The organism is Novosphingobium sp. 63-713, assembly GCF_001898925.1.
Classification (GTDB): domain Bacteria; phylum Pseudomonadota; class Alphaproteobacteria; order Sphingomonadales; family Sphingomonadaceae; genus Novosphingobium.
In genome coordinates this window covers 683,420-706,684 of the sequence record NZ_MKVS01000005.1, presented here as the reverse complement: position 1 = coordinate 706,684, position 23,265 = coordinate 683,420, and the positions used below count along the sequence as shown (strand labels likewise).

Sequence of the window (23,265 nt, the reverse complement as noted above, 5' to 3'; positions counted from 1 at the left end):
CGAAGCGCAAGCGCGGACCCGGCGCCTGATGCAAATGACTGACTTCGGATGCCTGCCTTCATCTTGCGGCCCGGAAATCTTCCGGGTTTTGTCCCCGGCTAGCCCTATTGGCTAAAACCCCATTTTGGCTAAGATTGTCTTAATGCGGCGCCTGTTGCGTCGAATCCATGGCCTGCGGGAAGGGAATGATTAATCCTAATGACGATATGTTCCCTAGTCCGATGATGAAGAACCGTTGCGAGGGGGGCCCGAGTGATCGATCTCAGGGTTACGACGCTGGAACACATTGCCCGCGGCGACTCGCTCGACCGGGTGATGGACCATTTATGCCGGGCCTTTGAGGCCAATTTTCCCGAAGTCATCTGCTCGGTGCTGATGGTGGACCGGGGCGGTATGCTGCATCCGCTGGCCGCACCCAGCCTGCCTGATGGCTACAGCGCATCGCTCGACAATGTGGCCATCGGGCCCAATGTCGGCTCCTGCGGAACGGCCGCCTATATCCGCGCCCCGGTCGAGGTGCGCGATATTGCCGGCGATCCGCGCTGGGCCAATTTCCGCGATGCCGCGCTGCCGCTGGGGCTGCGGGCATGCTGGTCCTCGCCCATTCTTGATCCTTCCGGCCTGGTGCTGGCCACTTTCGCGCTCTATTTCCACCAAAGCCGGGGGCCGACCGAGCGCGAACGGCAATTGGTCGAAATCTGCATCCATCTTTGCGAACTGGCCATGGCGCGCCATCTGCGCGTGACCGAGCGCGAGCGCAGCGCCAATATGGATGCGCTGACCAACCTGCCCAATCGCCGCAGTTTCGAACAGACGCTGGAACATATCGATTGCGATACGCCCGGTTCCTGGGCGCTGATGCTGGTTGATCTGGACAATCTGAAGACCACCAATGACACGTTCGGCCATGAGGCGGGCGACCGGTTGCTGCAGGAAACGGCGGGGCGACTGGCCAAACTGGCCACGCCTGACCGGGCCTTTCGCATTGGCGGCGATGAATTTGCCATTTTGATCGTCGCGCCCGAGCGGCTTGAGGCTCTGGAGGCTTTTGCCCGCCATGTGCTGACGCATCTGGGCGGAACAATCGATTTCGCCACCTTCTCGATCCTGCCCGAGGCCACGATCGGCTTTGCCGCGCTCAGCGCTCTGGACCGCAGCGCGGACGACACAAGGCGCAATGCCGATCATGCGCTCTATCATGCAAAATCGGTCCATCGCGGCAGTTTTCGCCGCTATTCGCCCGAAATGAGCGATCCGGTGGCCGCCCGTCTCTCCTCGATCTCGGCGGTGCAGGCAGCGATGGCCGAAGGCCGCCTGCGCGCGTGGTATCAGCCCATTGTGCGGCTGGGCGACCGCCGCATCGTCGGGCTGGAGGCCCTTTGCCGGATGGTCACGCCCGAAGGCGCGATCATTCCCGCCAGCGCCTTTGCCGAAGCCACTCTTGCCCCGGGCATCGCCAGCCAATTGACCCGCGTGATGCTGGAAATGGTGGCGGCCGACCTGCGCCTGTGGCGTGACAGCGGCATTCCGCCCATTTCCATGGCGGTCAATGTCACGGCAACCGATCTGCGCGGGGCGCGGCTTTTACCCGTCATCACGCAGGCCTTTGCCGGGGATCGCGATCTGATCGGCCAACTGGTGCTCGAGGTCAATGAAAGCGTCTATTTCGACCGCCACGACCGCCATATGGCCACCGCCATCGACGCGCTGCGCGAACAGGGCATCCGCATCGCGCTGGACGATTTCGGCACCGGCTATGCCTCGCTCACCCATTTGCTCGATTTCCCCTTTGACAGTCTCAAGATCGACAAATCCTTCATCGACCGGCTGACCGTCGACGATCTGAGCAGCACGATCATCGCCGCCTTGCTGGCCATTGCCGACAAACGGGGCGCGACCGTCACCGCCGAGGGGATCGAACATGCCCAGCAGGCCGCAAGATTAAGCGAGATGGGCTGTCCGTTTGGGCAAGGCTATCTCTTTGCCCCCGCCTCCGACCGTTCGGAAACAGCGCGCCTGTTGATCTGCCATGCCGCCAGCGGCCCCGTCAGCGCGCCCATGCCAATGATCGAGGTTCATCGCGGCCAGCCACCTTCCCCCGCCGGTTCTTTTCCCGCCGTCGAGGGCAAAGCGCAAAATAGCGCGGGAACGGCCCGCTAAGGCTTCCTGAAGCCTCCGGGGGTAGGCCCCAGCCCACCCCTCCTTTTGCCTCTCTGCACCTTCCTGGGCGCTTCAGGGAGGCTTTTTGCGCGGCCCGCGATCTTTGGCGGGGTTTGACCGCACGCCTCGAATCGATTATGAAACGATTATTGTTCTATATGTCCGATTATCGTTCAAATTAGAGAGGTAGCAAGGTGTCCGGAAAGATATTCCCCACCCTGGCGGCGGCTTTGGAGGGCCTGCTGTTTGACGGGATGACAATCATGTCGGGGGGCTTTGGCCTCTCGGGCAATCCAGAGAGCCTGATCCCGCAGATCCGCGCCAGCGGCGTGCGCAATCTGACGGTGATTTCGAACAATGCCGGGGCCGATGGCTTTGGTCTGTGGATGCTGCTGGAAAGCCGCCAGATCCGCAAAATGATCTCCTCCTATGTGGGCGAGAACAAATTGTTCGAGCAGCAATACCTGAGCGGCGAGCTGGAACTGGAACTGACGCCGCAGGGCACGCTGGCCGAGCGCATCCGCGCAGGGGGCGCAGGCATCCCCGCCTTCTACACCAAGACTGGAGTCGGCACCGTGGTGGCCGAAGGCAAGCCGACCGAATTCTTCGAGGGCGAGGAATATGTACGCGAGACATGGCTGCGCGCCGATCTATCGATCATCAAGGCATGGCGGGCCGATCCGGCGGGCAATCTGATGTTCAACAAGACCGCGCGCAATTTCAACCCGAACATGGCCACCGCCGGGCGCGTCACTGTGGTCGAGGTCGAGGAGATCGTGCCGGAGGGAACCTTCGATCCCGATTGCATCCATACGCCGGGGATTTTCGTCGATCGCATCGTGCTGTCCACCATCAATGAAAAGCGCATCGAAAAACTGACCACCCGCAAGAAGGAGGCCGAGTAATGGTCTGGACCCGCGATGAAATGGCCGCCCGCGCGGCAAAGGAACTGCGCGACGGCTATTATGTGAACCTTGGCATCGGCATCCCGACGCTGGTGGCCAATTATGTGCCCGAGGGCATTACGGTCACGCTGCAATCGGAAAACGGGATGCTGGGCATCGGCCCCTTCCCCTATGAGGGCGAGGCGGACCCCGACCTCATCAATGCCGGCAAGCAGACCGTGACGGCGCTGCCTACCAGCAGCTTTTTTTCGAGCGCCGACAGTTTCGCGATGATCCGGGGCGGGCATATCGACATGGCCGTGCTGGGCGCGATGGAGGTGGCCGCCAATGGCGATCTGGCCAACTGGACGATTCCGGGCAAGATGGTGAAGGGCATGGGCGGGGCGATGGACCTTGTCGCCGGCGTCAAGCGCATCGTGGTCGTGATGGATCACTGCGCGAAGAACGGTAGTCCCAAGATCCTGCCGCAATGCACCCTGCCGCTGACGGGCCGGGGCGTGGTGGATCTCATCATCACCGATCTGGCCGTGATTGCGGTGGACAAGAAAGCGGGCGGGCTGACGCTGGTCGAATGCGCGCCGGGGGTTTCTGTGGATGATGTGGTGGCCAAGACGGGCGCGCCCTTGAAGGTAAGCGTATCATGAATCAGGCTTTTATCTGTGACGCGATCCGCACGCCCATTGGGCGGCTGAACGGTTCGCTTTCGACCATCCGCGCCGACGATCTTGCCGCGATCCCGCTGCGCGCACTTATGCTGCGCAACATGGGCGTGGATTGGGGCGCGGTGGATGACATCATCCTGGGCTGCGCCAATCAGGCAGGCGAGGACAATCGCAATCTGGCGCGCATGGCCGGGTTGCTCTCGGGTCTGCCCAAGGAAGTGCCGGGCACGACGGTCAACCGCCTGTGCGGATCGGGGTTGAATGCGGTCGGTCTAGCCGCACAGGCGATCCGCAGCGGCGACGCTGACCTTATCATTGCGGGCGGCGCGGAAAGCATGACCCGCGCGCCCTATGTATTGGGCAAGGCGGGCAGCGCCTTTGGCCGCGATCAGAAGATCGAGGACACGACGCTTGGCTGGCGCTTCATCAATCCGGCAATGAAGGCGACATGGGGCGTCGATACGATGCCGCAGACGGCAGAGAATGTCGCCGCCGAATGGGGCGTCAGCCGCGAGGATCAGGATGCCTTTGCCTTGCTCAGCCAGCAGAAATGCGCAGCGGCGCAGGCCAATGGGCGTCTGGCGGCGGAGATCGTACCGGTGGAAATACCGCAGAAAAAGGGCGAACCCCTTGTTTTTGCTCAGGATGAACACCCCCGCGCGACCACTCTGGAGGCTTTGGCCCGATTGAAACCCGTGGTGCGCGCTGATGGCACCATCACGGCGGGCAACGCCAGCGGGTTAAACGATGGCGCCGCAGCGATGATTATCGCCAGCGAACAGGCCGCGCAAAAGCATGGCCTGACCCCACGCGCGCGGGTGGTGGCGATGGCCAGCGCGGGCGTTGCGCCCCGCGTGATGGGCATCGGCCCGGTCGAAGCGGCGCGGCGTCTGTTCACGCGCACCGGGCTGAGCATGGCGGATATGGATATTATCGAATTAAATGAAGCCTTTGCTGCACAAGGCATTGCCACCTTGCGCGATCTGGGCGTCGATATGGGCGATCCGCGCGTCAATCCCAATGGCGGAGCGATTGCTTTGGGCCATCCTCTGGGCATGTCGGGCGCGCGCATCACGATGAGCGCGGTCGAGGAATTGCAGCGCAGCGGCGGGCGCTATGCCCTCGCCTTTATGTGCGTGGGCGTGGGCCAAGGCATTGCCGCGATTGTCGAGCGCGTCTGAACCTCGACAGGTTGGGCGGGGGCTGTCATAGGCCCCTGCCTAAAGGAGAGACGCGCATGAGCCAGTCAGACCCCGATTTCATGCAATCTCTGGCCCGCGGCCTGATGGTCATGGAGGCCTTTGTCGAACTCGGCCCGGATCAGTCCATCGCCAGCCTTGCCCGCTATACCGGCCTGCCGCGCGGAGTGGTCGCGCGTTGCCTGCATACGCTGGTGATGACGGGCTATGTAGCTCAGGATGAACGATCTTTTTCCGTGCGGCCCAAGGTTCTGGGGCTGGCGCGGGCCTATCTGTCGGATCGCTCGCTCTCGGCCATCGCCCAGCCTTTGCTCGAAAATCTGCGCGATAGGCTGGGGGAATCCTGTTCTCTTGGGGTGCTGGACGGGGCCGATGTGCTTTATGTCGCGCGCGCCTCGCGCAGCCGGATCATGGCGATCGGCCTGCATGTCGGCAGCCGCCTTCCCGCGTGGTGCACCTCCATGGGCCGTATTTTGCTCTCCAGCCTGCCGCCGGAGCAGCGCGAGACTCTACTCCCCCCTGCCCCCCTGCCCGCGCGCACGCCCCATACAGTGGGCTCGCTGGAGGATCTGCGGGCGCTGCTCGACGGAATTGCCCGCGATGGGGTGGCCATTGTCGATCAGGAGCTTGAGGTCGGGCTGCGTTCAGTTGCAGTGCCGGTGCGCAATGCCAAGGGTCAGGTGATCGCGGCGCTCAATGTCGGCGTCAATGCGATGGAGCACAGCGTCGAGCATTTGCGTTCGAACATCGCCCCTGCCCTGATGGAAACGGCGCGGATGGTGGGGCTGGCCAGCGCGTCGGGGCTGTAATTTCGAGATTTTCCCCGGAATGGCCTGCCCCTTGGCCATTCCGGGGTTCTATCGCTCAGTCTTCCCAATAACGGTCGAGCAGATCGCGCAGCGCGGTTTCCACCTCTTCCTTGCTGCCCCCATCCTTGGGAAACAGCGTCAGGCTGATGCTCTTGCGATCCTTGCCCTCGATACGCAGCAAGGGCACGCCGGCCCCATTTCGCAAGACAATCTGGTCCGATCCTGACCTCTTGGGGGCTTTGACCAGCGCGGTTTTCTTGCGCGCCTCGGCCTCTCTGTTGGCCACAACCCCAAAAGCGCGGATGATATCCGGCACGGTCGCGGGCAAATCTTCTTCGCCCATCCGGCGCCCTTCCCGAATCCGGCGCGCCTCGGCCAGCACTGCCGCGCGGCAGTCATCTTCCTTGAGCAGCGGCTTGATCGAGCCAATATGCGAGATTTTAAGCTCAAACGGATCGGCAAACGAGCCCAGAATGTCGCTGGGCAGGCGCGCCAGATCGAGATAGCGGCTCAGCCAGGCTTCGGACTGGTTCAAACGCTTGGCCATGTCCTTCTGGCGGCCATTATAATATAGGCCCAGCGCCTGAAGATAATCACGCGCGCGCTCGATATCGCTCAGATCCTCACGCGCACGGTTTTCCAGATCCGAAACGCGGAAAGCCTGCTCGTCGGTCAGATCGCGGATTTCCACCAGATAGCGGATTTCCGGGTGATTGTTGGCGCGCAGCCATTTGACGCACCAATGCCGCCGCGCACCGCAAATGACCTCGTAATCGTAATTCGGGTCATTATGGACGCGGCGCACAATGGCGGGCACTTCCTGCTTGCCCTGCGCCAGAATGCTTTCGATCAGATCCGAACAGCGCGTTTCATTAAGCGCGGCATAATCACGGTTATGGCGGATCCAGATGCGGCAGCGATCAGGATCGACCAGCTCCTGCGGATTGTTGACCACCGAGCCCGAGGCCAGTTCGGCAAGCCGGTTGTTGCGCCCCGAAAGCACCCCCACACCAAGGCGCGAGGGACGGCTGTTTCCATCAGCAGCCGGTTCGACAACCGAGACCAGATCGGCCATGAAGCTCTTGTTTTTCGAGCTCATTTACTCATTCCCTTCACAAATTGCAGGGCTGCAATTTTGGCGCATCACGCCAATCCTTCCTTGCGCAGACGGGCCAGATGGCTGGGCCATGTGCGGCGAATATCCACCTCGATTTCCCCGCAAACCCCATCCAGATAGGTCAGGCAGCGGTCGCGCACCTGCTTGCTGGTCATGGGACCCGAGAGTTCATAAACCGTCATCAGACGCGCCGTGGCATTGTCGATTTCGGCCGAGTCTTTGAGCGGCGTGCGGATCATCGCATTGCCGTAAAGCTGGCGCATCAGTTCGAGCAAACCGCGCTGCATTGACTTGTTTTCATCCACCTTGGACGCAACGAAGCGCAGGAAAGCCAGCTGCGGCGCCAGATCATACTGCTGAAGATCCTGGATCGTTTCATCCAGCATCGCCAGAAATGCCGCGGTCGAGGAAAAGTCCATGACCGTGGGCGGCACCGGCACCACCAGTGCATTGGCCGCGCGGAGCACCGAAAGCGATATCGCACCCAGCGCCGGCGGCGGATCGAGGATCACCACGTCATAGAGATCCTGAACCGACTGAATGCCCTGCGACAGACGGTTGAGCAGAGCCCCCTGCCCGCGCGCCATACGCGCCGCCAGTTCATATTCGGACTGGAACAGACGCAGGTTGGCCGGGATCAGATCGAGCCCATCGAAATGGGTCTTGCGGATCGCATATTCCAGCGTCGCGCGCTCGCCCTCGCGCAGGAAGGGATAGAGCGTATCCTCTTCGCCCAGATCGAGGTCGGGAACATAGCCGAACAGCGTGGTGGCTGACGCCTGGCTGTCGCAGTCGATCAGCAGCACCCGGTAGCCGTGAATCGCCAGATATTGCGCCAGATGGACCGAGAGCGTCGATTTGCCCACGCCGCCCTTGAAATTCTGGACCGCCAGAATCGAACAAGGATCCTCAGGCGCGCGCCAAGGGCGGGTGCCGAAAGTGCCGCGCATGTCGTTGAGCTGGGCCAGTGTATAGCCCAAACGGCGGTTGTTTTCCCCGCGCGGGGGTGCTTCAAGGCGGCCATCGCTCTCCGCCTCGCGAATCGCAGCCGTGGTGCGTCCGACCAGTTCGGCCGCCTTGCCGATCGGAAAGGACGGCTCACGCCTTTCCTCGGCCCGCATATCGCGCGCGGAAGAGCGTAGTTTTTCCAGAACTGAGGAAGAGCGATCAGCCAATGCGGCAACATCGAGCGCTTCTTCCATGCGAACTTCGTCTAGCGCGGAAGCCATGTGTGCTCCTTTCGAAAGTTAAATGGCACCTGCCCGATTTTCACTTTTTCGTCAAGCATCCTGCATAATTCGCAAAGGCGGAAATCTGCGGCTTGTGAAGTGAAAGTGGCGAGGTCCATCCTGACCTCTTGGGGGCGGTTTTGACGCCTTTATGCGCAAATTGCAGGGCTGCAATTGCCCCTTGTCGTGGAGTGCTTAGGGGCGCCCTCGTCGCGCAAGGAAAGCCTCGCAAAATCCGCGCCACGATTTTTCCAGCTTGGCACCGCGCAGCGAGCCGAGGCGATCGCCCATCTGCTGCCGATAGGCATCAGCAATCAGATCCATGTCCCAGCCGCCGCCATAGCGGAGCGCGACATCCCGAAAGGCACCCTCGGCCGTGCCGTAACGCAGCGAACCTTCGGGAAATTTTTCCCAAGGCGTCGCCGGTGCGGCGATAGTCCGCTTGGTCCGGACGGGCGCAGCGACCGGGGCAGCAATTCGCTCAACCTCACCCTCGCGGCGCGCCTTGCGCCCTGCGGAATGGCGCTCCAGTTCATCGACGGTCTGGATCTGGGCCGGGGCGTCCTTGGGGACGAAACGGAACTCGATCTCGGCTACTGCCCTGCCCCGGCGGATCTCTTTCCATTCCAGATTGTAATGGGCCAGTTGGTCGATCTCGGATTGCGCCACGGTCAGCACCTTGCGCCGCAGCTGGGCAAAATCGCCATATTTATCAGGGTCGATGCCCAGCGCCGCACGCAGACCAAGAATATCCACGCGCCAGATCGGCTGACGCCTGTGGAGGCGCAAGGCCCCTTCCTCATAGAGCTTGAGCGCATAGGCTGAACGAAACCCCAGCACGGCCTGACGGTTCATCACCGAATAGGTCTGCGATTCCTGAATGAGGCGACGCGCATCCGGGGTAAAGCGCCACTCGATCCAGCCGGTCTCCTTGTCACCCTCCTCGACCTCTTCCCAAGAGGATTCGATCAGGCTGAAGCGTTTGGTCGCCTTGCGCCCGCGCCAGGACGTATCATCCTCGGCAAACAGGGTGCGGTGCAATTCCTCAAGCATATCAACGATACGCTCGTTGCCCTTGTGGCCGCGCCGGATATCGGCCTTGCGCAATTTATGCGACGTGTCGCGCCACGCATCGCCCCCCGCCGTCAGGATCATCAGCGCCAGCAGACGAGAGGCGGTCAGGCTGAGCGACTGTCCCTTGACGAAGCGGACCTCGACCAGCTTGCCCGGCTTGGCAAATTCATCGCCGCCCTTGCGCGCCAGCGTGGCGGCCACGCGCATGGCGCGCGCGGTCACGGCCGCGCCATTGTCCTCGACGCCATAATCGCCTGCAATGTCCAGTTGCATTTCCTCAGCCATGAATCGGCGCCCTTGTTTTGCCGATTGATGCCTGACCTGACCAGCGGGGTCAAGTCAGGTCAGTTTAGCCCCCAAAAGGACAGGATAGAGTTTCATGGCCGCAAAAGGCGGTGACAATCGGCTTGTCCGATTCGTTTTCGAGAGCAAAGAATGGCGCAAAGGCAACCGAAAATGTATGCTTGCCTCGCAAAAATCACCAATTCCGATCCGCACCCCCAAGAAGACAGGATACCCCATCAGGACAGCCAAGATCCCCCAGGAAGACAGGTTTCCGCCCCCACCAGGACAGGACAACGCCCCCAAGCGGTCAGGAATGACCTGATAAACCATTGAAAAACCTTCGTGAAATCAGACTGAATCAAGAATCTTTAGAATCTGGAATCACCACGCCACCGCAAAAGCGGCGTCGTGCATCTATAAATTTATTTCTTTTCAGATAGATGGCAGCATCCAAGCAAAAAATTGCAGCCCTGCAATTTCGTGCCAAATATCCAGCAGACCCATCAACACACAACCGGCATTTCTGGAGTTTGATCACCTCCCACACCCAGCAATGGCTCAAAATCCCATCAAATGAGCGCAAAACTGTGGATGTATCGCTCAAACAGCCCCAAAAACCCCAAATCTCCGATAGATCCCGACCGCAACACGCATTAGCAGGGGCCATCCATTTCACTTGAAGGACTAAAACCATGAACAATAGCGATCTCGCCGACAAGCTGGCTGCCTCGCAGGGCATCACCAAAGCTGACGCGCGCAAGTATGTGGATGCCGTTTTTGCCGCCATCGCCGATGCTGCCGCAGAAGGCGAAGAAGTTTCGCTCAACGGCTTTGGCAAGTTCAAGGTCAAGGAAAGCGCCGCACGCGAAGGCCGCAATCCGGCCACCGGCGACACGATCCAGATCGCCGCTTCCAAGAAGCTGGGCTTCACCGCTGCCAAGGCGGTCAAGGACAAGCTGAACGGCTAAGCCTGAAAGAGGGCAGGGGGGCATGGCTCCCCTGCCGCTCGACTGTTCCAAAGAAGCTAGGTTTACGGCCAGACTGATCGGATCGCGCACCAACCGCGCCGGCAGGACCGATCGAACTCCCAAAAAGACTGCATTTTCGCCGAGCCGCCAAAACGGCAGCAAATTTCATTGCCGTTCGAAGCGAACAGGCAAAACGTCAATCCAAACGCTCAGCAACTAAGATACAGGCGGAGGAAGGCGGCACTTTCGCTGTGCAGCACCACATTCTCCCAAGCTGAAAGACGAGCCTGCCGGTTTCACCGGCATGAGCAAAATCTCGGGATCGAGTTGAACAAGGAACTGGAGCGACACGGACCCTCATTTCAGCGATGATCCGCAAGTTCAGGAAAGGCTGGTGCCAAATCCGATGGCACGCCGCTCTGCGCCATATTTGCAAAGATGCGTGACCGCTCCCGCCTATCCTGACCTACAGGGGGCTAAATCGCCGCGAGCCGCTCAAAGACATCAACCTCACACAGCCCTACCCGCTCTACGTAAATGCGATCGGGAAAAGGCGGGAGGAATGCAAAGGGATCAGAACAATCCTGAAGAGCGGCGGACTTGTCGTGCTCTTGTCCCGCCGATTTCCCACGCCTGGCCTCTATCTCGATTTTCGAAAGTCAGCGGTCTATCGAAACCCGAGATCACCCCGCCACGCGCACACCTTCAACTGCAGACGGGCGCCACCGATTGGCGAATCTTCAATTCGTAGGCGATGCGCACAGTCCGCCCCTCCAGCCTTTTGTCCTCCAGCGTCGCGGCAATCAGCGTATCGGAGGCCAGACGCGCCATGGCGATCGTGGGCTGGCTGACTGTGGAAATGCGCGGCCATGTCGATTGCGAGATCAGCAGCCCGCCAAAGCCGAAGATCGACAATTGCCCCGGCACGCTCAACCCGCGTTCAAAGGCGGCGGCCAGAACGCCTGCGGCCATTTCGTCATTGGCGGCAAAAATCGCGCTGGGCGGGGAGGGGGCATCGAGCAATTCGCCCCCCGCACTTTGGCCGGAAGTGAAGGTGAAGGCGCCCTGCGCCACCATCAGCGTCGCACCGGGCACCTGCGCCAGCGCTTCGCGTAATCCGTCGAGCCGCCCGGTATGCGCGAAATGCGAGGAAGGCCCGGTGATATAGCCCAGCCGCCGGTGGCCCTGATCCAGCAGATAGGCGCCGATCTCACGCCCCGCCGAACAATTGTCGATCACCAGACACAGGCCGCGCCCCAATTGCGTGCCGGGGTTCATCCGGGCATAGCGAACCTGGCGGGCGTCGAGTTCATCGAGCAACCAGCCCGTATCGCACAGAGGCGGCATCAGCAGCAGTCCGTCGAAACTGACCGCATCGAAACAATCGGCCAGCCAGGCTTTGCCCGCTTCCTCGTTGCTGTTGTCGATATTCTCGGTGACAAGGTGAAAGCCGGCCGTCTGGCAGGACTGGAGCATGCCGGTGATGATGTCGGCAATATAGCTGGGCAGGCGGTTGCCTTCATCAAGCGTCTGGATTTCCGCGCCACTGCTGACCAGCAGGCCCAGAATGGAAGAACGCCCGCCGCGCAATTGCTGCGCAGCGCGATTGGGCTTGAAGTTCAGCTCGGCCATCGCCTGCTCGACCTTCACGCGGTATTCCTCGCCCACCTTGGGATGTTTGTTGAGCACCCGCGAAACGGTCTTGAACGAGACACCCGCGCGATTGGCGATGTCGATGATGGTGGGCCGGGACATGGCGTTTATGTGCAGGATGTTGGCGAGACGAACAAGATGCCGCGCCGAATTTACCGCATTATCGCGCCGAGGATGTCGCCAGTCTGAGGCCAAAGGCCACGAACAGTCCGCCCGTTAGCCGGTCGAGCACCGGCACCGCGCCGGGGCGGCGCAAGAAGCCTGAAAGCGGGACCGTTGCCGCAATCAGCAGCGCAAACCACACAAAGGCGAGCAGCACATGCACCCCGGCCAGAAAGAAAGTATAGGCCGCCACCGACACGCCCGCAGGCACGAATTGCGGCAGGAAGGTGATGTAGAACACGCCCATTTTTGGGTTGAGCAGATTGGTCAGAAAGCCCCGGCGAAAGCTATCCTGTCCTCTTGGGGGCGAAAAATCGCCGTTCATTTCCAGACTTTTGCGCGGGTGGATCAACAGTTTGACGCCCAGCCACAGCAAATAGGCCGCCCCGGCCAGCTTCACCGCCGTATAGGCCATTTGCGAAGCCTGCAGCAGCGCGCCCAGCCCCAGAGAGACCGCTCCGCCCCAGATCAGACAGCCCAGCGCGATCCCGACCGCCGCCATGGCCGCCGGTTTGCGCCCCTCGACGCTGGCCGTGCGCAGGACCATCACGGTGTCCAGCCCCGGCGTAATCGTCAGCAAGGCGGCGGAGGCGACAAAAGCGAGAAACAGGGGAAGATTGGCCATAAGCCGAGGCTAGTGCCGGATCGGGCTGCGATCAATCTTTCTCGTCATCCGGCGCGTGATAGGAAGGGGAGGGCGGGCCCCGGCGGATCATTCCGGCGCCACGCCCTCCTATGGCCTTATTTCAACCGATGCGGAAAATTTCCAGATGTACGGATGGGCCACGCTTGCCGCCGGTCGCCAGAAACAGCGAGCGGTTGACCCAATCATAATCGGGGTGTCCGCTTTCCAGCCGGATAAAGGTGCGCATGTAATAGTCGGCGAAGGGTACATCCTCGCCCCCGGCCGCGCGGGCAGCGACATCGGGGGCCATATGCCGGATACCCTGCGAGATCACCTCGACCACCGCCCCATCGTCGGTTTCAATGGCATAGCGCGCATCGAGCTGGGCCAGACCGCCCGCCTGAACCACCTGCCAATCGGCGCCGATGGGGAGGATACGCCCATTGATCCGCGCCCCCTTGGCCGTTCCGCCCACGATTGGAATGATCCGCCGCGTGCCGCCCGGACATTCACCCATCTCATGCGGGCGCGTCAGGTTGATGGCGAGGGTACAGACCGGCTCAAGCAACGGGGTCATGATCGAGCCTTTCCGCCACGCGCGCGCCCTCAGCAATAATCGGCGGCGCGGCGTTCAGCGCATCGCGGGCGAAACCGGCGGCGGTCTGATAGGCCAGCATGAATTGTTTGCGCTCGGCCTCGGGGATCACATCGTCAATATTGTCAAACGTCCCGCTGCAGCGTTCATCGACCAGATTGAGCAGACCGAACGGCCCGGCCCCGCGATTGCGCAGCGCCAATTGCCCCACCGGCCCGCACAATTCGGCGTCAAACGCGGCCAGAGCCTGCGCATTGACGCCATGCTCGATAAAGCACCGTCCCAAAGTGCGCGCATCGACAATCGCCTGCGACGCGCCATTCGATCCGGTGGGATACATCGGATGGGCCGCATCGCCGATCAGCGCCACCGGCCCATCGACCCAGGTGGGGATCGGATCGCGGTCGATCATCGGGTTTTCATAGGCCACATCCGATTTGGCCAGCAGCGCGGGCAGATCGAGCCAGTCATAGACGAACCCGTCAAAATGATATGAGAAATCAGATAGTTCACATGGGCGGAACCAGCCGGTCTTGGTCCAGTCATGCGTGGCGTCATAGGTCTGTTCGGCGATCCAGTTGATATCGGCCAGACCATCCTCATCCGGCGCCGAGATCGGATAGATCACCACGCGATGCCGATGCGTGCCCAGGCCGACAAAGGATGATCCGGTGCGGATCGGCACACCCCGGGCCGTGCCGCGCCACATCAACGTCCCGCCCCAGCGGATCGGCGGCTGATCGGGGTGCATCTGCGCGCGCACGCTGGAATGGATGCCGTCCGCGCCGATCAGCAGCGCGCCATGTTCATCCACCACCGTGCCATCGGCCAGCGTGACATGGGCTACTACGCTGCCATCGGCCTGTTTGGTGTATCCCGTGACTTTCTGACCGAGCCGCACCGCGTCCTGCCCCAGCCGCTGGGCCACGTGGGCATAGAGCAGCAGGTGGAAACGCCCGCGATGCACCGCATACTGATGCCAGTGATAGCCCGCGCTCTTGCCCCGCGGCTCGCTGTAGATATCCTTGCCGTTGAGGCCCACCAGTGCCCATTCGCGCGCGGCGATGCCGACGGCATCCATCTCGGCCTCGCCAATGCCCAGCGCTTCGAGCTCGCGCACCGCATTGGGCTGCAGATTGATCCCCACGCCCAGTGGCCGCAGCTCGTTCGTGCTTTCAAACAGAGTGCAGGGAACCCCGATCTGGTGCAGCGTAAGCGCCAGTGCCAGCCCGCCGATACCACCGCCGGCGATCAGAACACGATTGTGTGTCATTGCATCCTCAAACTTAGAAAACTTGCGCGGACAGTGCTATTACCCGCAACATTCCTGCGCGGTAAACGAGGGTGACGGGCAAAGCAAAGCATTTGCTCGGTGACATTGAAATGTCATGGAAACGAACAACCCCTGTCATCTCCATCGGCAAAAGGCACCTTACGAATCATAAGGGGGTCTTGTTCGATGTTGTCTTCACGTCTGCTCGCGGCCAGCGCTCTGGCCGCGATTGTCGCCGCTTGTCCGCTGCATGCCGAAACCGCGGCCGCGGCCGATGCCGCAGTCATGGACGATGGTTTGGAAACCATCACCGTCATCGCGCAAAAGCGCAAGGAAGACCTGCAGACAACGCCGATCTCGATTTCGGTGCTGACGGCCACGGGTCTGGAAAACCGCCATGTCACCTCGCTGCTCGATCTTGGCGATGGCGCGATCCCCAGCCTCAAGGTGGCGCCATTCTTTTCGCGTCCGGGCGCGTTGATCGTCAATATTCGCGGCGTGGGCGTTCTGTCGGATTCGAACCAGCCCGCGCGCGATCAGGGCGTGGGCGTCTATGTTGACGGTGTGTATCAGGGCCGCGCGCAAGGTCTGGGTACCGCGCTGTTTGACGTTGAAAACATTGAAGTTCTGAAAGGTCCGCAGGGCACTCTGTTCGGCCGCAACACCGAAGGCGGCGCTGTCAATATCGTGACCAAGAAGCCCAGCGGCAAGCTGAAGATGAACGCCACGGCGGGCATGGGCAACTATGGCAGCAACAAGGCCGAGATCCACCTCGACCTGCCCGAATTTGCCAATATTTCGCTGAAAATCGACGCGGTGAAGGCGCATCGCGATCCGTTCGTGAAAAACCCGCTGCAGGGCCAGATGGGTTTCAACGCCTATGACAAGCGCGGTTTCCACGTCGAAGCGCTGTGGAAGCCCGCCGCCAATTTCACCGCCGATTTGTCCTATGACAATTCGCATGACGAGACGAGCACGCTTTATCAGCAGCAGATCTCGGCGGGCACCGGCCTTCCGGCGGCCAGCAGCGGCAGCGCCGCCGTCCCGGCCAACCTCACCGCCGCTCTGTTCAAGCTGGAGCCGCATCGCGCCTCGGTGGCGGCCGTCGGTGTGCCGCAGCAGCCCAGCGTGGGACAGGCCGAAGGCTTCCGCCTTGGTCTGGAATGGCAGGTTGCCCAGCATCTCAGCCTGCGTTCGATCAGCGCCTATCGCGACATGACGCAGACTCAATATGACAATGGCTCGGCCAGCACCTCGATGCAGCAGGGCTATACCTCGACCGCCACCTTCGCCAATTTCGCCTTTGGCCGCTACAGTCTCGCGCCGTTCCGCCAGAATCAGGTCAGCGAGGAAATTCAGGCGGTTGGTGAATTGCCGCGCCTGAAATATCAGGCCGGGGCGCTTTATTATGTCGAGCGTGTGCAGGACAGCGCGCAGGCCTTCAACACCGTGCAGTTCACCGATGCGGCGGGCAGCGCCTATACCGTGCTGCCGCTGGACTACAGCAAGCAGTTGATCCAGCGCGCCAGCCATGTAAAAACCACCAGCACCGGCGTCTATGGTCAGGCGACCTATACGCCGCCCGTTCTGAATGATGTTGCGCATTTGACGGTGGGCGCGCGCTGGACCAATGACAAGAAGAACGGCAGCCTGTTCCTGGTCAATGGCGCCGCGCCGATTGTTCCGATCAATGGTGTGAACGTGCAAGCGCCTGTGCTGCTCAATGCTTCGTGGTCGCGGGTTGATCCGATGGTCAATCTGGCCATTGACGCCGCGCGCGACGTTCACCTCTATGGCAAGTGGAGCACCGGCTATCGTTCAGGCGGCGCCAATTCGCGCTCGCTGGCCTATCGCCAGTTCAATCCTGAAACGGTTTCGATGTTTGAAATCGGAGCCAAGACCGAATTTTTCGATCATCGCGCGCGTTTCAACGTGGCTGCCTATACCGGCTCGTACAAAAATATTCAGCTTGATTTCAGTGGTTTGTATGAGGATGTCGTCACTGACCCGGTCACCGGCGTAAGAACGCGCGTGGCCACCACCCGCACCACCACCGATACCGTCAACGCGCCCGGCACCGGCCATATCAAGGGCGTCGAGGCCGAACTGACGCTGGCTCCGGTCAAGGGCCTGACGCTCAGCGCCTCCTATGCCTATAATCATGTGTCGATCCCGGCCACGGTCAACCCGTTCCCGCAGACGGGCGGCGTGTTCATCACCGTGCCGGTGCCGATCTATCAGGTTTACACCCCCGAACATTCGGCCAGCGGTTCGCTCGATTATGAAATGCTGTTGGGCGGCGGCGATACCAAGCTGCGCTTCCACCTCGATGGCAATTATGACTCGGGTTATTACGCCAATTACACCGACTCGAACTATGACACGCAAACCCGCGCCGTCCGCTTTGCTCAGCCCAAGGGCGATGCGGGTCTGGTGTTCAACGGACGCATCGCTCTGGCCGACATCGAGGCGGCCAATACCGGCGCCAAGGTGACGATCGCACTCTGGGCGCGCAATCTCTTCAATGAACAGCACCTGTTCTACAAATCGGGCACCGCCCAGGCCGGTGTCAGCGGTTTCTTCAACGATCCGCGCACCTTTGGCGGCGAAATCAACGTCAAGTTCTGATGAAAACGGAGGGAATGGCCATGCGCAACCGCGCTTCTTTCGCTTTGCTGGGCGCTTTGGCGCTGGCTTTTCCCTCCCATCCTGCGCTTCAGGCGTGGCCCGTTGCGGCCGCGTCTGTTGCCGCGCCTGCGGGCATCGCGCCCTCGCGCGTGGTGCCTTTGCAGGGCGGACGCAATTTCCGCGATCTGGGCGGCTATCGCACGGGTGATGGACGGATGGTCAAATGGGGTCTGCTCTATCGCTCGGGTTCGATGACCGGGCTGACCGCCGATGATTACGCCTCGCTGGAAAAGCGCGGCATTCGCGTGGTCTGCGATCTGCGCTCCACCGCCGAGCGGCAGGCCGAGCCGGTGAACTGGCCCCACGCGCTGCCTCGCGTGCTGGCCGACGATTATGTGATGGATAACGGGCAATTCCTGCCCAAGGGCGATCCGCGCAACTTCACCGCCGATCAGGTGCGCGGCGCGATGGCGTCTTCCTATCCGCGCCTGCTCACGCAATTCAACAGCCAGTATCGACGCATGTTTGGCGAATTGTTGGCGGGCCATGCGCCGCTGGCCTTTAACTGCTCGGCGGGCAAGGATCGCACCGGCATTGGCGCGGCGTTGATCCTGACGGCGCTTGGCGTGCCGCGTGAGACGGTGATCGGCGATTATATGCTGTCGAACCAGACGCTTGACCCCGCTAAACTGATGGGCGGCAAGGCTATGGCCAACAGCCCCTTTGCTGCGTTGCCGCCCGAAGCGCTCAAGCTGTTGGTGGGCGTGGACCGTTCCTATATCGAGGCGGCCTTTGCCGTGATCGACGCGCATCAGGGTGGCGCCATGGGCTATCTGCGGGACGAACTGGGCCTTGGCGGCGGAGAAATCCAGCGCCTGCGCGGCCTCTATCTGACCCGCCGGTTAAGCAGCTGATTTTACGAAGATGGGCTGCGCGCCTTGCGCCCAATCCTGCCGCTGCGCTTTTTCATCCATATGACAATGCCGGTGATGCACAGCATCGTCACCATCGCCCCGATCATGCTGACCGCGATGCGCCAAGCCGTGCCGCCGACATGGGCGGTGTGCAGCGCCTCAACCCATGTGGTGAAAGTGTTGGCGCCGTGCCGCCCGGTCGGGATGCGCGTGGCGCGCAAGGCCCCGCTGTCGCCGTCAAAGCCGACGAAGCTGCCCCCGCCATGGCGTGAAATATCGGCGCTGGAGGTGAAGCCATAGACATAGGCCCCGGTTGCGGGAATATACCAGAGATAGCGCTCTCCATCGCCGCGCAGCGCCAGATGGAAGCGCGAGGCTTCGGCGCGGGCCAGTTCCTCGCCATGCAGGAGCGCCTGATCGAAAGACAGGCGCGGCCTCCAGCGCGGCGCGGGCAGCAGCGCCGATTGATAGACCGCCCCATCATCCACTCCGCCCAGCGCCTGCACCACCGGACCATAGACCTGCGGCAGGTTGAACGAGACGCTGGACACTGCAAAGACCAGCAGCAGGGGCCAGATCCACAATCCGCCCGCGCGGTGGAGGTCGAAATTCAGCTTATAGCTTGAGGCCCCCCATCGCACCGCCCATGCCGGGGCCCAGCGGGAAAACCAGCCCTGCCGCGCAGGCGCCTTGGCCACCACGGGCAGCGTGAGATAGAAGCCGACAAAACAATCCAGCACCCAGACCAGCGCCGCCAGCCCAAAGGCCAGCAGACCCCATTGCCCCAGCGCCAGACTGTAATGCAGGCGATAGGTAAAGGGCATCAGGTTCTTGAACCCTTGCGTAATATTGCCCCATTGGCGGCGGCCCAGCTCCGCTCCCGTATAGGGATCGATGAAAAGATCGTCCCATTCGGGCGCATCGGCGCGGTTCAGGCCGGTCTTAGGATCGGGCCATGTCAGATAGAGGCGCAGCGAATGGCCTTCCTCGACCGCCATGGGCACATAATCGATCCGCGCGCCCGGATAGCGCGCCAGCACGCGCCGCCGCAATTCCAGCGTGGAAAGCGGCGTCGCGCCGGGCGAGGGCGGGGCGGCCAGTTGCAGATCGGGCGCGGCGGCAACTTCCAGTTCGTCGATCCATGACAGGAAAATGCCGGTAAACCCCGCCACCGCCAGAAACAGCGCTAGCGTCAGCCCAGCCCAGCGATGCGCCACGACCCAGAATTGCCGCCCCATGGTTTAGAACGCCACCGAGATCGTGCCCGAAACGCTGCGCGGGGCGGCGTAAAAGCCCTGACCCCATTTCAGGCTGCCCAGATAGTGAGCATCGCCCACATTGCGCAGGTTGACGCTGGCGCGGACATGGGGTGCGACCTGCGCGCTGGCCATCAGATCGACCACGGCATAGGCATTTTGCGTGATGACCACCGGCGTGGTGACCCCGCCATAGGCCACCACGGCGCTGTCAGTGGTGCGGATGGCGTTTTGCCAACGCAATTGCCCGCCGAATTTCAAATCGTTAAAACTCGGGATGCTGTAGGTGCTGGCCAGTTTCAGCGATTTTGTCGGCAGATAGGTGCGCGTGGGGGCGCCGTTTTGGTCATGCACCTCAAGGCCCGTATAGCCGCCGCTGATAGACCATTGCGGGGTGATCATGCCGGTGACTTCCAGTTCAAACCCGCGCGCAGTCGTGTCCACGCCCCGGTAATAGGTGGTGCCCACCCGGCCCGCATCGCCTACGCCAAACACGCCCGCCGCCTCGGCCAATCCGGTCTGGCGCGCGCGGAAAATCGCGGCGCTGGCATAGAGGCGTTTGTCGAACCATTCGCTCTTGATGCCCGCCTCAAGGCCGGTGCCCTTGGCGGGACTTAGACGCGCGTTGGTGACATCCACTTCCTTTTGCGGATTAAAGATGTCGGTATAGCTGGCATAGAGCGAGATATGGCGGTTCACGTCATAGACCGCGCCGACATAGGGGCTGAGCGCGGAATTGCGGCGGGTTTGATCGACACCGTAATTATAGCCCGACGAGCGCAGCCAGATCGCGCTGGCCCCGAACACGCCTTTCAGCCGGTCGGTGATATTGGCATGGACCGCGCCATAGACGCGGGTGAGCGTGTCGCGGCTGTCCTCGGACAGGACCTCGGCGGCATAGGTGCCCTCAGCGGGATAAATGCCGTTGACGGCCCAGTCCGTGACCGAGGCATAGGAAGGATAGGACAGCGTCGATTGCGAATATTCGCGGCCGTGCATTGTGGCATGGGACACCCCCAGCGACACCTGATGCTCGCGCCCGAAGAGTTTGACCGGGCCGGAAGCCTGACCGTCAAAGAGATTTTGTTCATAGGGCGAGCGGTAGATGCCCGGCCAACCGCTGATGCCAAGCCCGGTTGCGGCATCGGGATAGCCAAAGGCATAGAGCAGTTTTGCCTGCGAATCCCGCTTGTTATAGGTATAGCGCCCGCGCGCCTGCCAGCCATTGCGGCCCTTCCATTCCAGCTCGGCAAAGCCGGTCTGGTCGGTGACGTTCCAATAGGTCCATGGCGCGGAGGGACTGGCCGAGACGTCATAGGACACTCGCGCGCCATTGGTATAAAGCAGCGGCAGCGAGCCCCACAGCACGCCGCGCGCGTTATTCTCTTGCCGCGTATAGCCGGTGTTGATCGTCAGTTCGGGCGTCAGGTCATAAGAAAGCAGGGCGCCGTAAACATTGCGGTTCACATGGTTGTAGCGCAGATAGGAATCGCGCTGATCGTGGGCATAGATCAGGCGGATGGCCAGTTTGCCATCCTTGGTCAGCGCGCCCGAGACATCGCCGTCGACGCGCCACTGGTTCCAGCTTCCGCCCTGAACATTGGCTTTGACGTGGAAATCCTTGGTCGGGCGTTTGCGGACATAATTGATCGTGGCTGAAGGATTGCCCACGCCGGTCATCAGCGCATTGGCGCCGCGAATGGCCTCGACGCGCTCGTAAAGGATCGTGTCGGTTTCGCCATAGGCCGCGCCCCAGCGCAGCGGCAGACCGATGCCGTCGATCTGGAAATTGGTCACGTCAAACCCGCGCGAAGTATATTCGGTGCGGTCGGTTTCGACGCGCTCGACATTGATGCCGACGGCTTGGGCCAGCAGGTCGTTGACATTGGTGAGGGCGAAATCCTCGATGCGCTGGCGGTCGATCACGGTGACCGACTGCGGCGTTTCGCGCAGCGTCAGGGAAAGGCCGGTGGCCGAAGGGGTTTCTCGCTGGGCGCTGCCGGTGACGATGATCGAGTTGGCATCTTCGGCCGCGTTTTCTGCGGCAAGGGCAGGGGCGACAAACGCACCGAGGGCGGCGGAGGACAGCAGGGCGAGACGCAGGGGCATGGCAACCTTTCGGGGAGACTATCTGTTGCCGAGACTCGCTATTGCAACTCACTCGCAATTTCAAGTTCAATTATGTAGACGCAGAAAATCCCGCCCCAACCGCGGCGCGCTTAAAAATGGCATGGAAAATCAAACGGTGCGGGTTCAGGCAGGCGCCGGACCCACCGAATCGCGCTCGATCAGCTCGAAATCCAGCTCAAGCTGGCGCGCGCCATCCTCGCGGTCGATCATCATCAGCGCGGCGGCTTCGGCCATCCCCTCAATGGGTTGAAACACCGTGGTCAGATAGGGCCATGTCGTGCGCGCCACCCAACTGTCGTCAAAACCGCAGATCGAGACATCACGCGGCACAGACAGGCCCAGTTGGCTGCACGCTACCATCACGCCTGCGGCCGAATCGTCATTGGTGGCGAAAATGGCGGTGGGTCTGTCGGCCGCGCCGAGCAGTTCGCGGCCCGCATGCATACCCCCTTCAAAGGCAAATCCGCCCACCGCTTCGGTAATGACGATGGCCGGGTCGATCTGATGCAGCCTTTCGACAAAGCCTTTGCGGCGGGTGTGGGCCGCGCCATGCTGCGGCGGCCCGTTGACCAGACCGATGCGGCGGTGGCCTTGTTGATGAAACAGGTCGGCAATGCGCGCGGCGGCGGCGGCATCGTCAATAGTGACCGACAGCGAGCGCTTGGCATCAAGGAAAGGCGCAAGGCGGGCATAGCGCGCGCCGTAAGTCTCCAGCAGGTCGAGCACACGCGGATCGTCGCTGATCGGGGGCGTCAGAACGAAACCGTCGCAGCGCGCATTGCGGAAAATCGCCTCCAGCGCGGATCGCAGCGTTGGCGTATCGGCGCTGGTGTCGATGGAATCGATGCGCAGGTGATATTGCCGCGCGACACAGGCACGATAGGCGCCCGCCAGCACCTTCATCGTGTAATTGGGGCTGGGATTGTCGAACAGCACGCTGATGGTGAAACTGCGCGCGCCCGCCAGCGAGCGCGCCGCCGTATCGGGCACATAGTTGAGCGCGGCAATCGCGGCCTCCACCCTGCCGCGCAACTCGGCCGAGACATGGGGCTCGTTGTTGATGACGCGCGACACGCTTTTGATCGCAACGCCGGCCGCCTTGGCCACATCGGCCATGGTGGCGTGCGGGGTGGCATGGGGGCGCGGGGCGGTGTCGATTTTGGTTTGAGTCATCATGCCTTGTTCCCGGATCCGACAGGCCGCCGCCGAGGGGGCGAGAGCGCCGGTCCGGTCCTGTTGCGTCGATTTTGTTGTGGGGGCGCTGTCCTGATTGTCAAGCATGGGCGGGCAGGATTCGTCCTTGCCCGATGCTGCATTTGCGCTGTGCGGATGCAACACGCAATCGATCACAAAAGTTAGGGTGAATAGCAATGCGCAAAGCACCTCGTTTCCGGGCGGGGTGAGGGATGAAAATGCGATATTTGGTTAAAGGCATGAAAAAATACGTATAAAAAACAATGAAATATTGTAAATGAAAATTATCCCTGTGCCCACGATGCCACACCAAAATCCTATTGTCGGAGCCTGCTTGACAGCGATGTCTTATTGAGGGACCAAGATAGACGAAACGACATGAGATCGTTTTCAAACATGGAGAGGGGCTATGAAGAAAAACGTCTTT

The 23,265-nt window shown here is 61.5% G+C and carries 19 protein-coding genes; 9 read left to right on the top strand and 10 right to left on the bottom strand.

What is annotated here, in order from left to right:
* The first annotated feature begins 252 nt into the window (after positions 1-252).
* The 5 genes from BGP00_RS03905 (at position 253) to BGP00_RS03885 (ending at position 5,735) form a co-directional block, all read left to right on the top strand.
* Positions 253-2,160: an EAL domain-containing protein gene (locus BGP00_RS03905; protein ID WP_292922256.1), complete on the top strand. Its 1,908-nt coding sequence runs from the start codon at positions 253-255 to the stop codon at positions 2,158-2,160.
* A 194-nt stretch (positions 2,161-2,354) separates the two neighbouring features.
* Entirely contained in the window at positions 2,355-3,065 is a 711-nt protein-coding gene (locus tag BGP00_RS03900) for a CoA transferase subunit A (RefSeq protein WP_292922258.1), read from the top strand.
* Positions 3,065-3,709 carry a 3-oxoacid CoA-transferase subunit B gene (locus BGP00_RS03895; RefSeq protein ID WP_292922260.1) on the top strand — a complete coding sequence of 215 codons (645 nt, stop codon included), beginning with the start codon at positions 3,065-3,067 and terminating at the stop codon, positions 3,707-3,709. Before BGP00_RS03900 ends, BGP00_RS03895 begins: the two co-directional genes overlap by 1 nt.
* Complete coding sequence (gene pcaF / locus BGP00_RS03890; protein ID WP_292922262.1) at positions 3,706-4,908, top strand: 3-oxoadipyl-CoA thiolase; 1,203 nt, start codon at positions 3,706-3,708, stop codon at positions 4,906-4,908. Before BGP00_RS03895 ends, pcaF begins: the two co-directional genes overlap by 4 nt.
* Positions 4,909-4,964: 56 nt before the next feature.
* The gene (locus BGP00_RS03885; protein WP_292922264.1) at positions 4,965-5,735 is read left to right on the top strand and encodes an IclR family transcriptional regulator C-terminal domain-containing protein; all 771 of its coding nucleotides are present in this window, start codon (positions 4,965-4,967) and stop codon (positions 5,733-5,735) included.
* A 55-nt stretch (positions 5,736-5,790) separates the two neighbouring features.
* On the opposite strand, the gene BGP00_RS03880 is transcribed toward BGP00_RS03885, so the two are convergent.
* From BGP00_RS03880 to BGP00_RS03870, 3 genes are all read right to left on the bottom strand, one after another.
* Positions 5,791-6,834 (bottom strand): ParB/RepB/Spo0J family partition protein, encoded by a 1,044-nt coding sequence (locus BGP00_RS03880; RefSeq protein ID WP_168601340.1) that lies wholly within the window; start codon positions 6,832-6,834, stop codon positions 5,791-5,793.
* 44 nt (positions 6,835-6,878) lie between these two features.
* Positions 6,879-8,081: an AAA family ATPase gene (locus BGP00_RS03875; RefSeq protein ID WP_168601341.1), complete on the bottom strand. Its 1,203-nt coding sequence runs from the start codon at positions 8,079-8,081 to the stop codon at positions 6,879-6,881.
* 195 nt (positions 8,082-8,276) lie between these two features.
* Positions 8,277-9,362, bottom strand: coding sequence for a replication initiation protein (locus tag BGP00_RS03870; protein ID WP_310014739.1), 1,086 nt, complete (start codon positions 9,360-9,362; stop codon positions 8,277-8,279).
* A 518-nt stretch (positions 9,363-9,880) separates the two neighbouring features.
* Here BGP00_RS03870 and BGP00_RS03865 point away from each other — a divergent pair.
* Together BGP00_RS03865 and BGP00_RS03860 are read left to right on the top strand one after the other, a co-directional pair.
* Positions 9,881-10,120, top strand: a complete 240-nt coding sequence (locus BGP00_RS03865) for a hypothetical protein (protein ID WP_292922267.1) — start codon at positions 9,881-9,883, stop codon at positions 10,118-10,120.
* A gap of 12 nt (positions 10,121-10,132) precedes the next feature.
* Positions 10,133-10,408, top strand: coding sequence for an HU family DNA-binding protein (locus tag BGP00_RS03860; RefSeq protein WP_168601342.1), 276 nt, complete (start codon positions 10,133-10,135; stop codon positions 10,406-10,408).
* Positions 10,409-11,113: 705 nt separating this feature from the next.
* On the opposite strand, the gene BGP00_RS03855 is transcribed toward BGP00_RS03860, so the two are convergent.
* The 4 genes from BGP00_RS03855 to BGP00_RS03840 form a co-directional block, all read right to left on the bottom strand.
* A complete protein-coding gene (locus BGP00_RS03855) occupies positions 11,114-12,163 on the bottom strand; it encodes a LacI family DNA-binding transcriptional regulator (protein WP_292922270.1) in 1,050 nt (349 codons plus the stop codon).
* Positions 12,164-12,221: 58 nt separating this feature from the next.
* Positions 12,222-12,848 (bottom strand): LysE family translocator, encoded by a 627-nt coding sequence (locus BGP00_RS03850; protein WP_168601344.1) that lies wholly within the window; start codon positions 12,846-12,848, stop codon positions 12,222-12,224.
* Positions 12,849-12,969: 121 nt separating this feature from the next.
* The gene (locus BGP00_RS03845) at positions 12,970-13,425 is read right to left on the bottom strand and encodes a DUF3237 domain-containing protein (RefSeq protein WP_292922273.1); all 456 of its coding nucleotides are present in this window, start codon (positions 13,423-13,425) and stop codon (positions 12,970-12,972) included.
* Positions 13,409-14,716, bottom strand: a complete 1,308-nt coding sequence (locus BGP00_RS03840; protein ID WP_168601346.1) for a flavin-dependent oxidoreductase — start codon at positions 14,714-14,716, stop codon at positions 13,409-13,411. Before BGP00_RS03840 ends, BGP00_RS03845 begins: the two co-directional genes overlap by 17 nt.
* Before the next feature lie 186 nt (positions 14,717-14,902).
* Between BGP00_RS03840 and BGP00_RS03835 the strand changes: the two genes are divergently transcribed.
* On the top strand, positions 14,903-17,344 hold the full coding sequence (locus tag BGP00_RS03835; RefSeq protein ID WP_292922275.1) for a TonB-dependent receptor: 2,442 nt from the start codon (positions 14,903-14,905) through the stop codon (positions 17,342-17,344).
* Positions 17,345-17,364: 20 nt separating this feature from the next.
* Entirely contained in the window at positions 17,365-18,258 is an 894-nt protein-coding gene (locus BGP00_RS03830) for a tyrosine-protein phosphatase (RefSeq protein WP_292922277.1), read from the top strand.
* A 2-nt stretch (positions 18,259-18,260) separates the two neighbouring features.
* Here the strand turns inward: BGP00_RS03830 and BGP00_RS03825 are convergent, their stop codons facing one another.
* From BGP00_RS03825 to BGP00_RS03815, 3 genes are all read right to left on the bottom strand, one after another.
* On the bottom strand, positions 18,261-19,496 hold the full coding sequence (locus BGP00_RS03825) for a PepSY-associated TM helix domain-containing protein (protein ID WP_292922279.1): 1,236 nt from the start codon (positions 19,494-19,496) through the stop codon (positions 18,261-18,263).
* Positions 19,497-19,499: 3 nt separating this feature from the next.
* Positions 19,500-21,623 carry a TonB-dependent siderophore receptor gene (locus tag BGP00_RS03820; protein ID WP_292922281.1) on the bottom strand — a complete coding sequence of 708 codons (2,124 nt, stop codon included), beginning with the start codon at positions 21,621-21,623 and terminating at the stop codon, positions 19,500-19,502.
* Positions 21,624-21,767: 144 nt separating this feature from the next.
* Positions 21,768-22,817 (bottom strand): LacI family DNA-binding transcriptional regulator, encoded by a 1,050-nt coding sequence (locus BGP00_RS03815; protein WP_292925709.1) that lies wholly within the window; start codon positions 22,815-22,817, stop codon positions 21,768-21,770.
* Positions 22,818-23,265 lie beyond the last annotated feature (448 nt).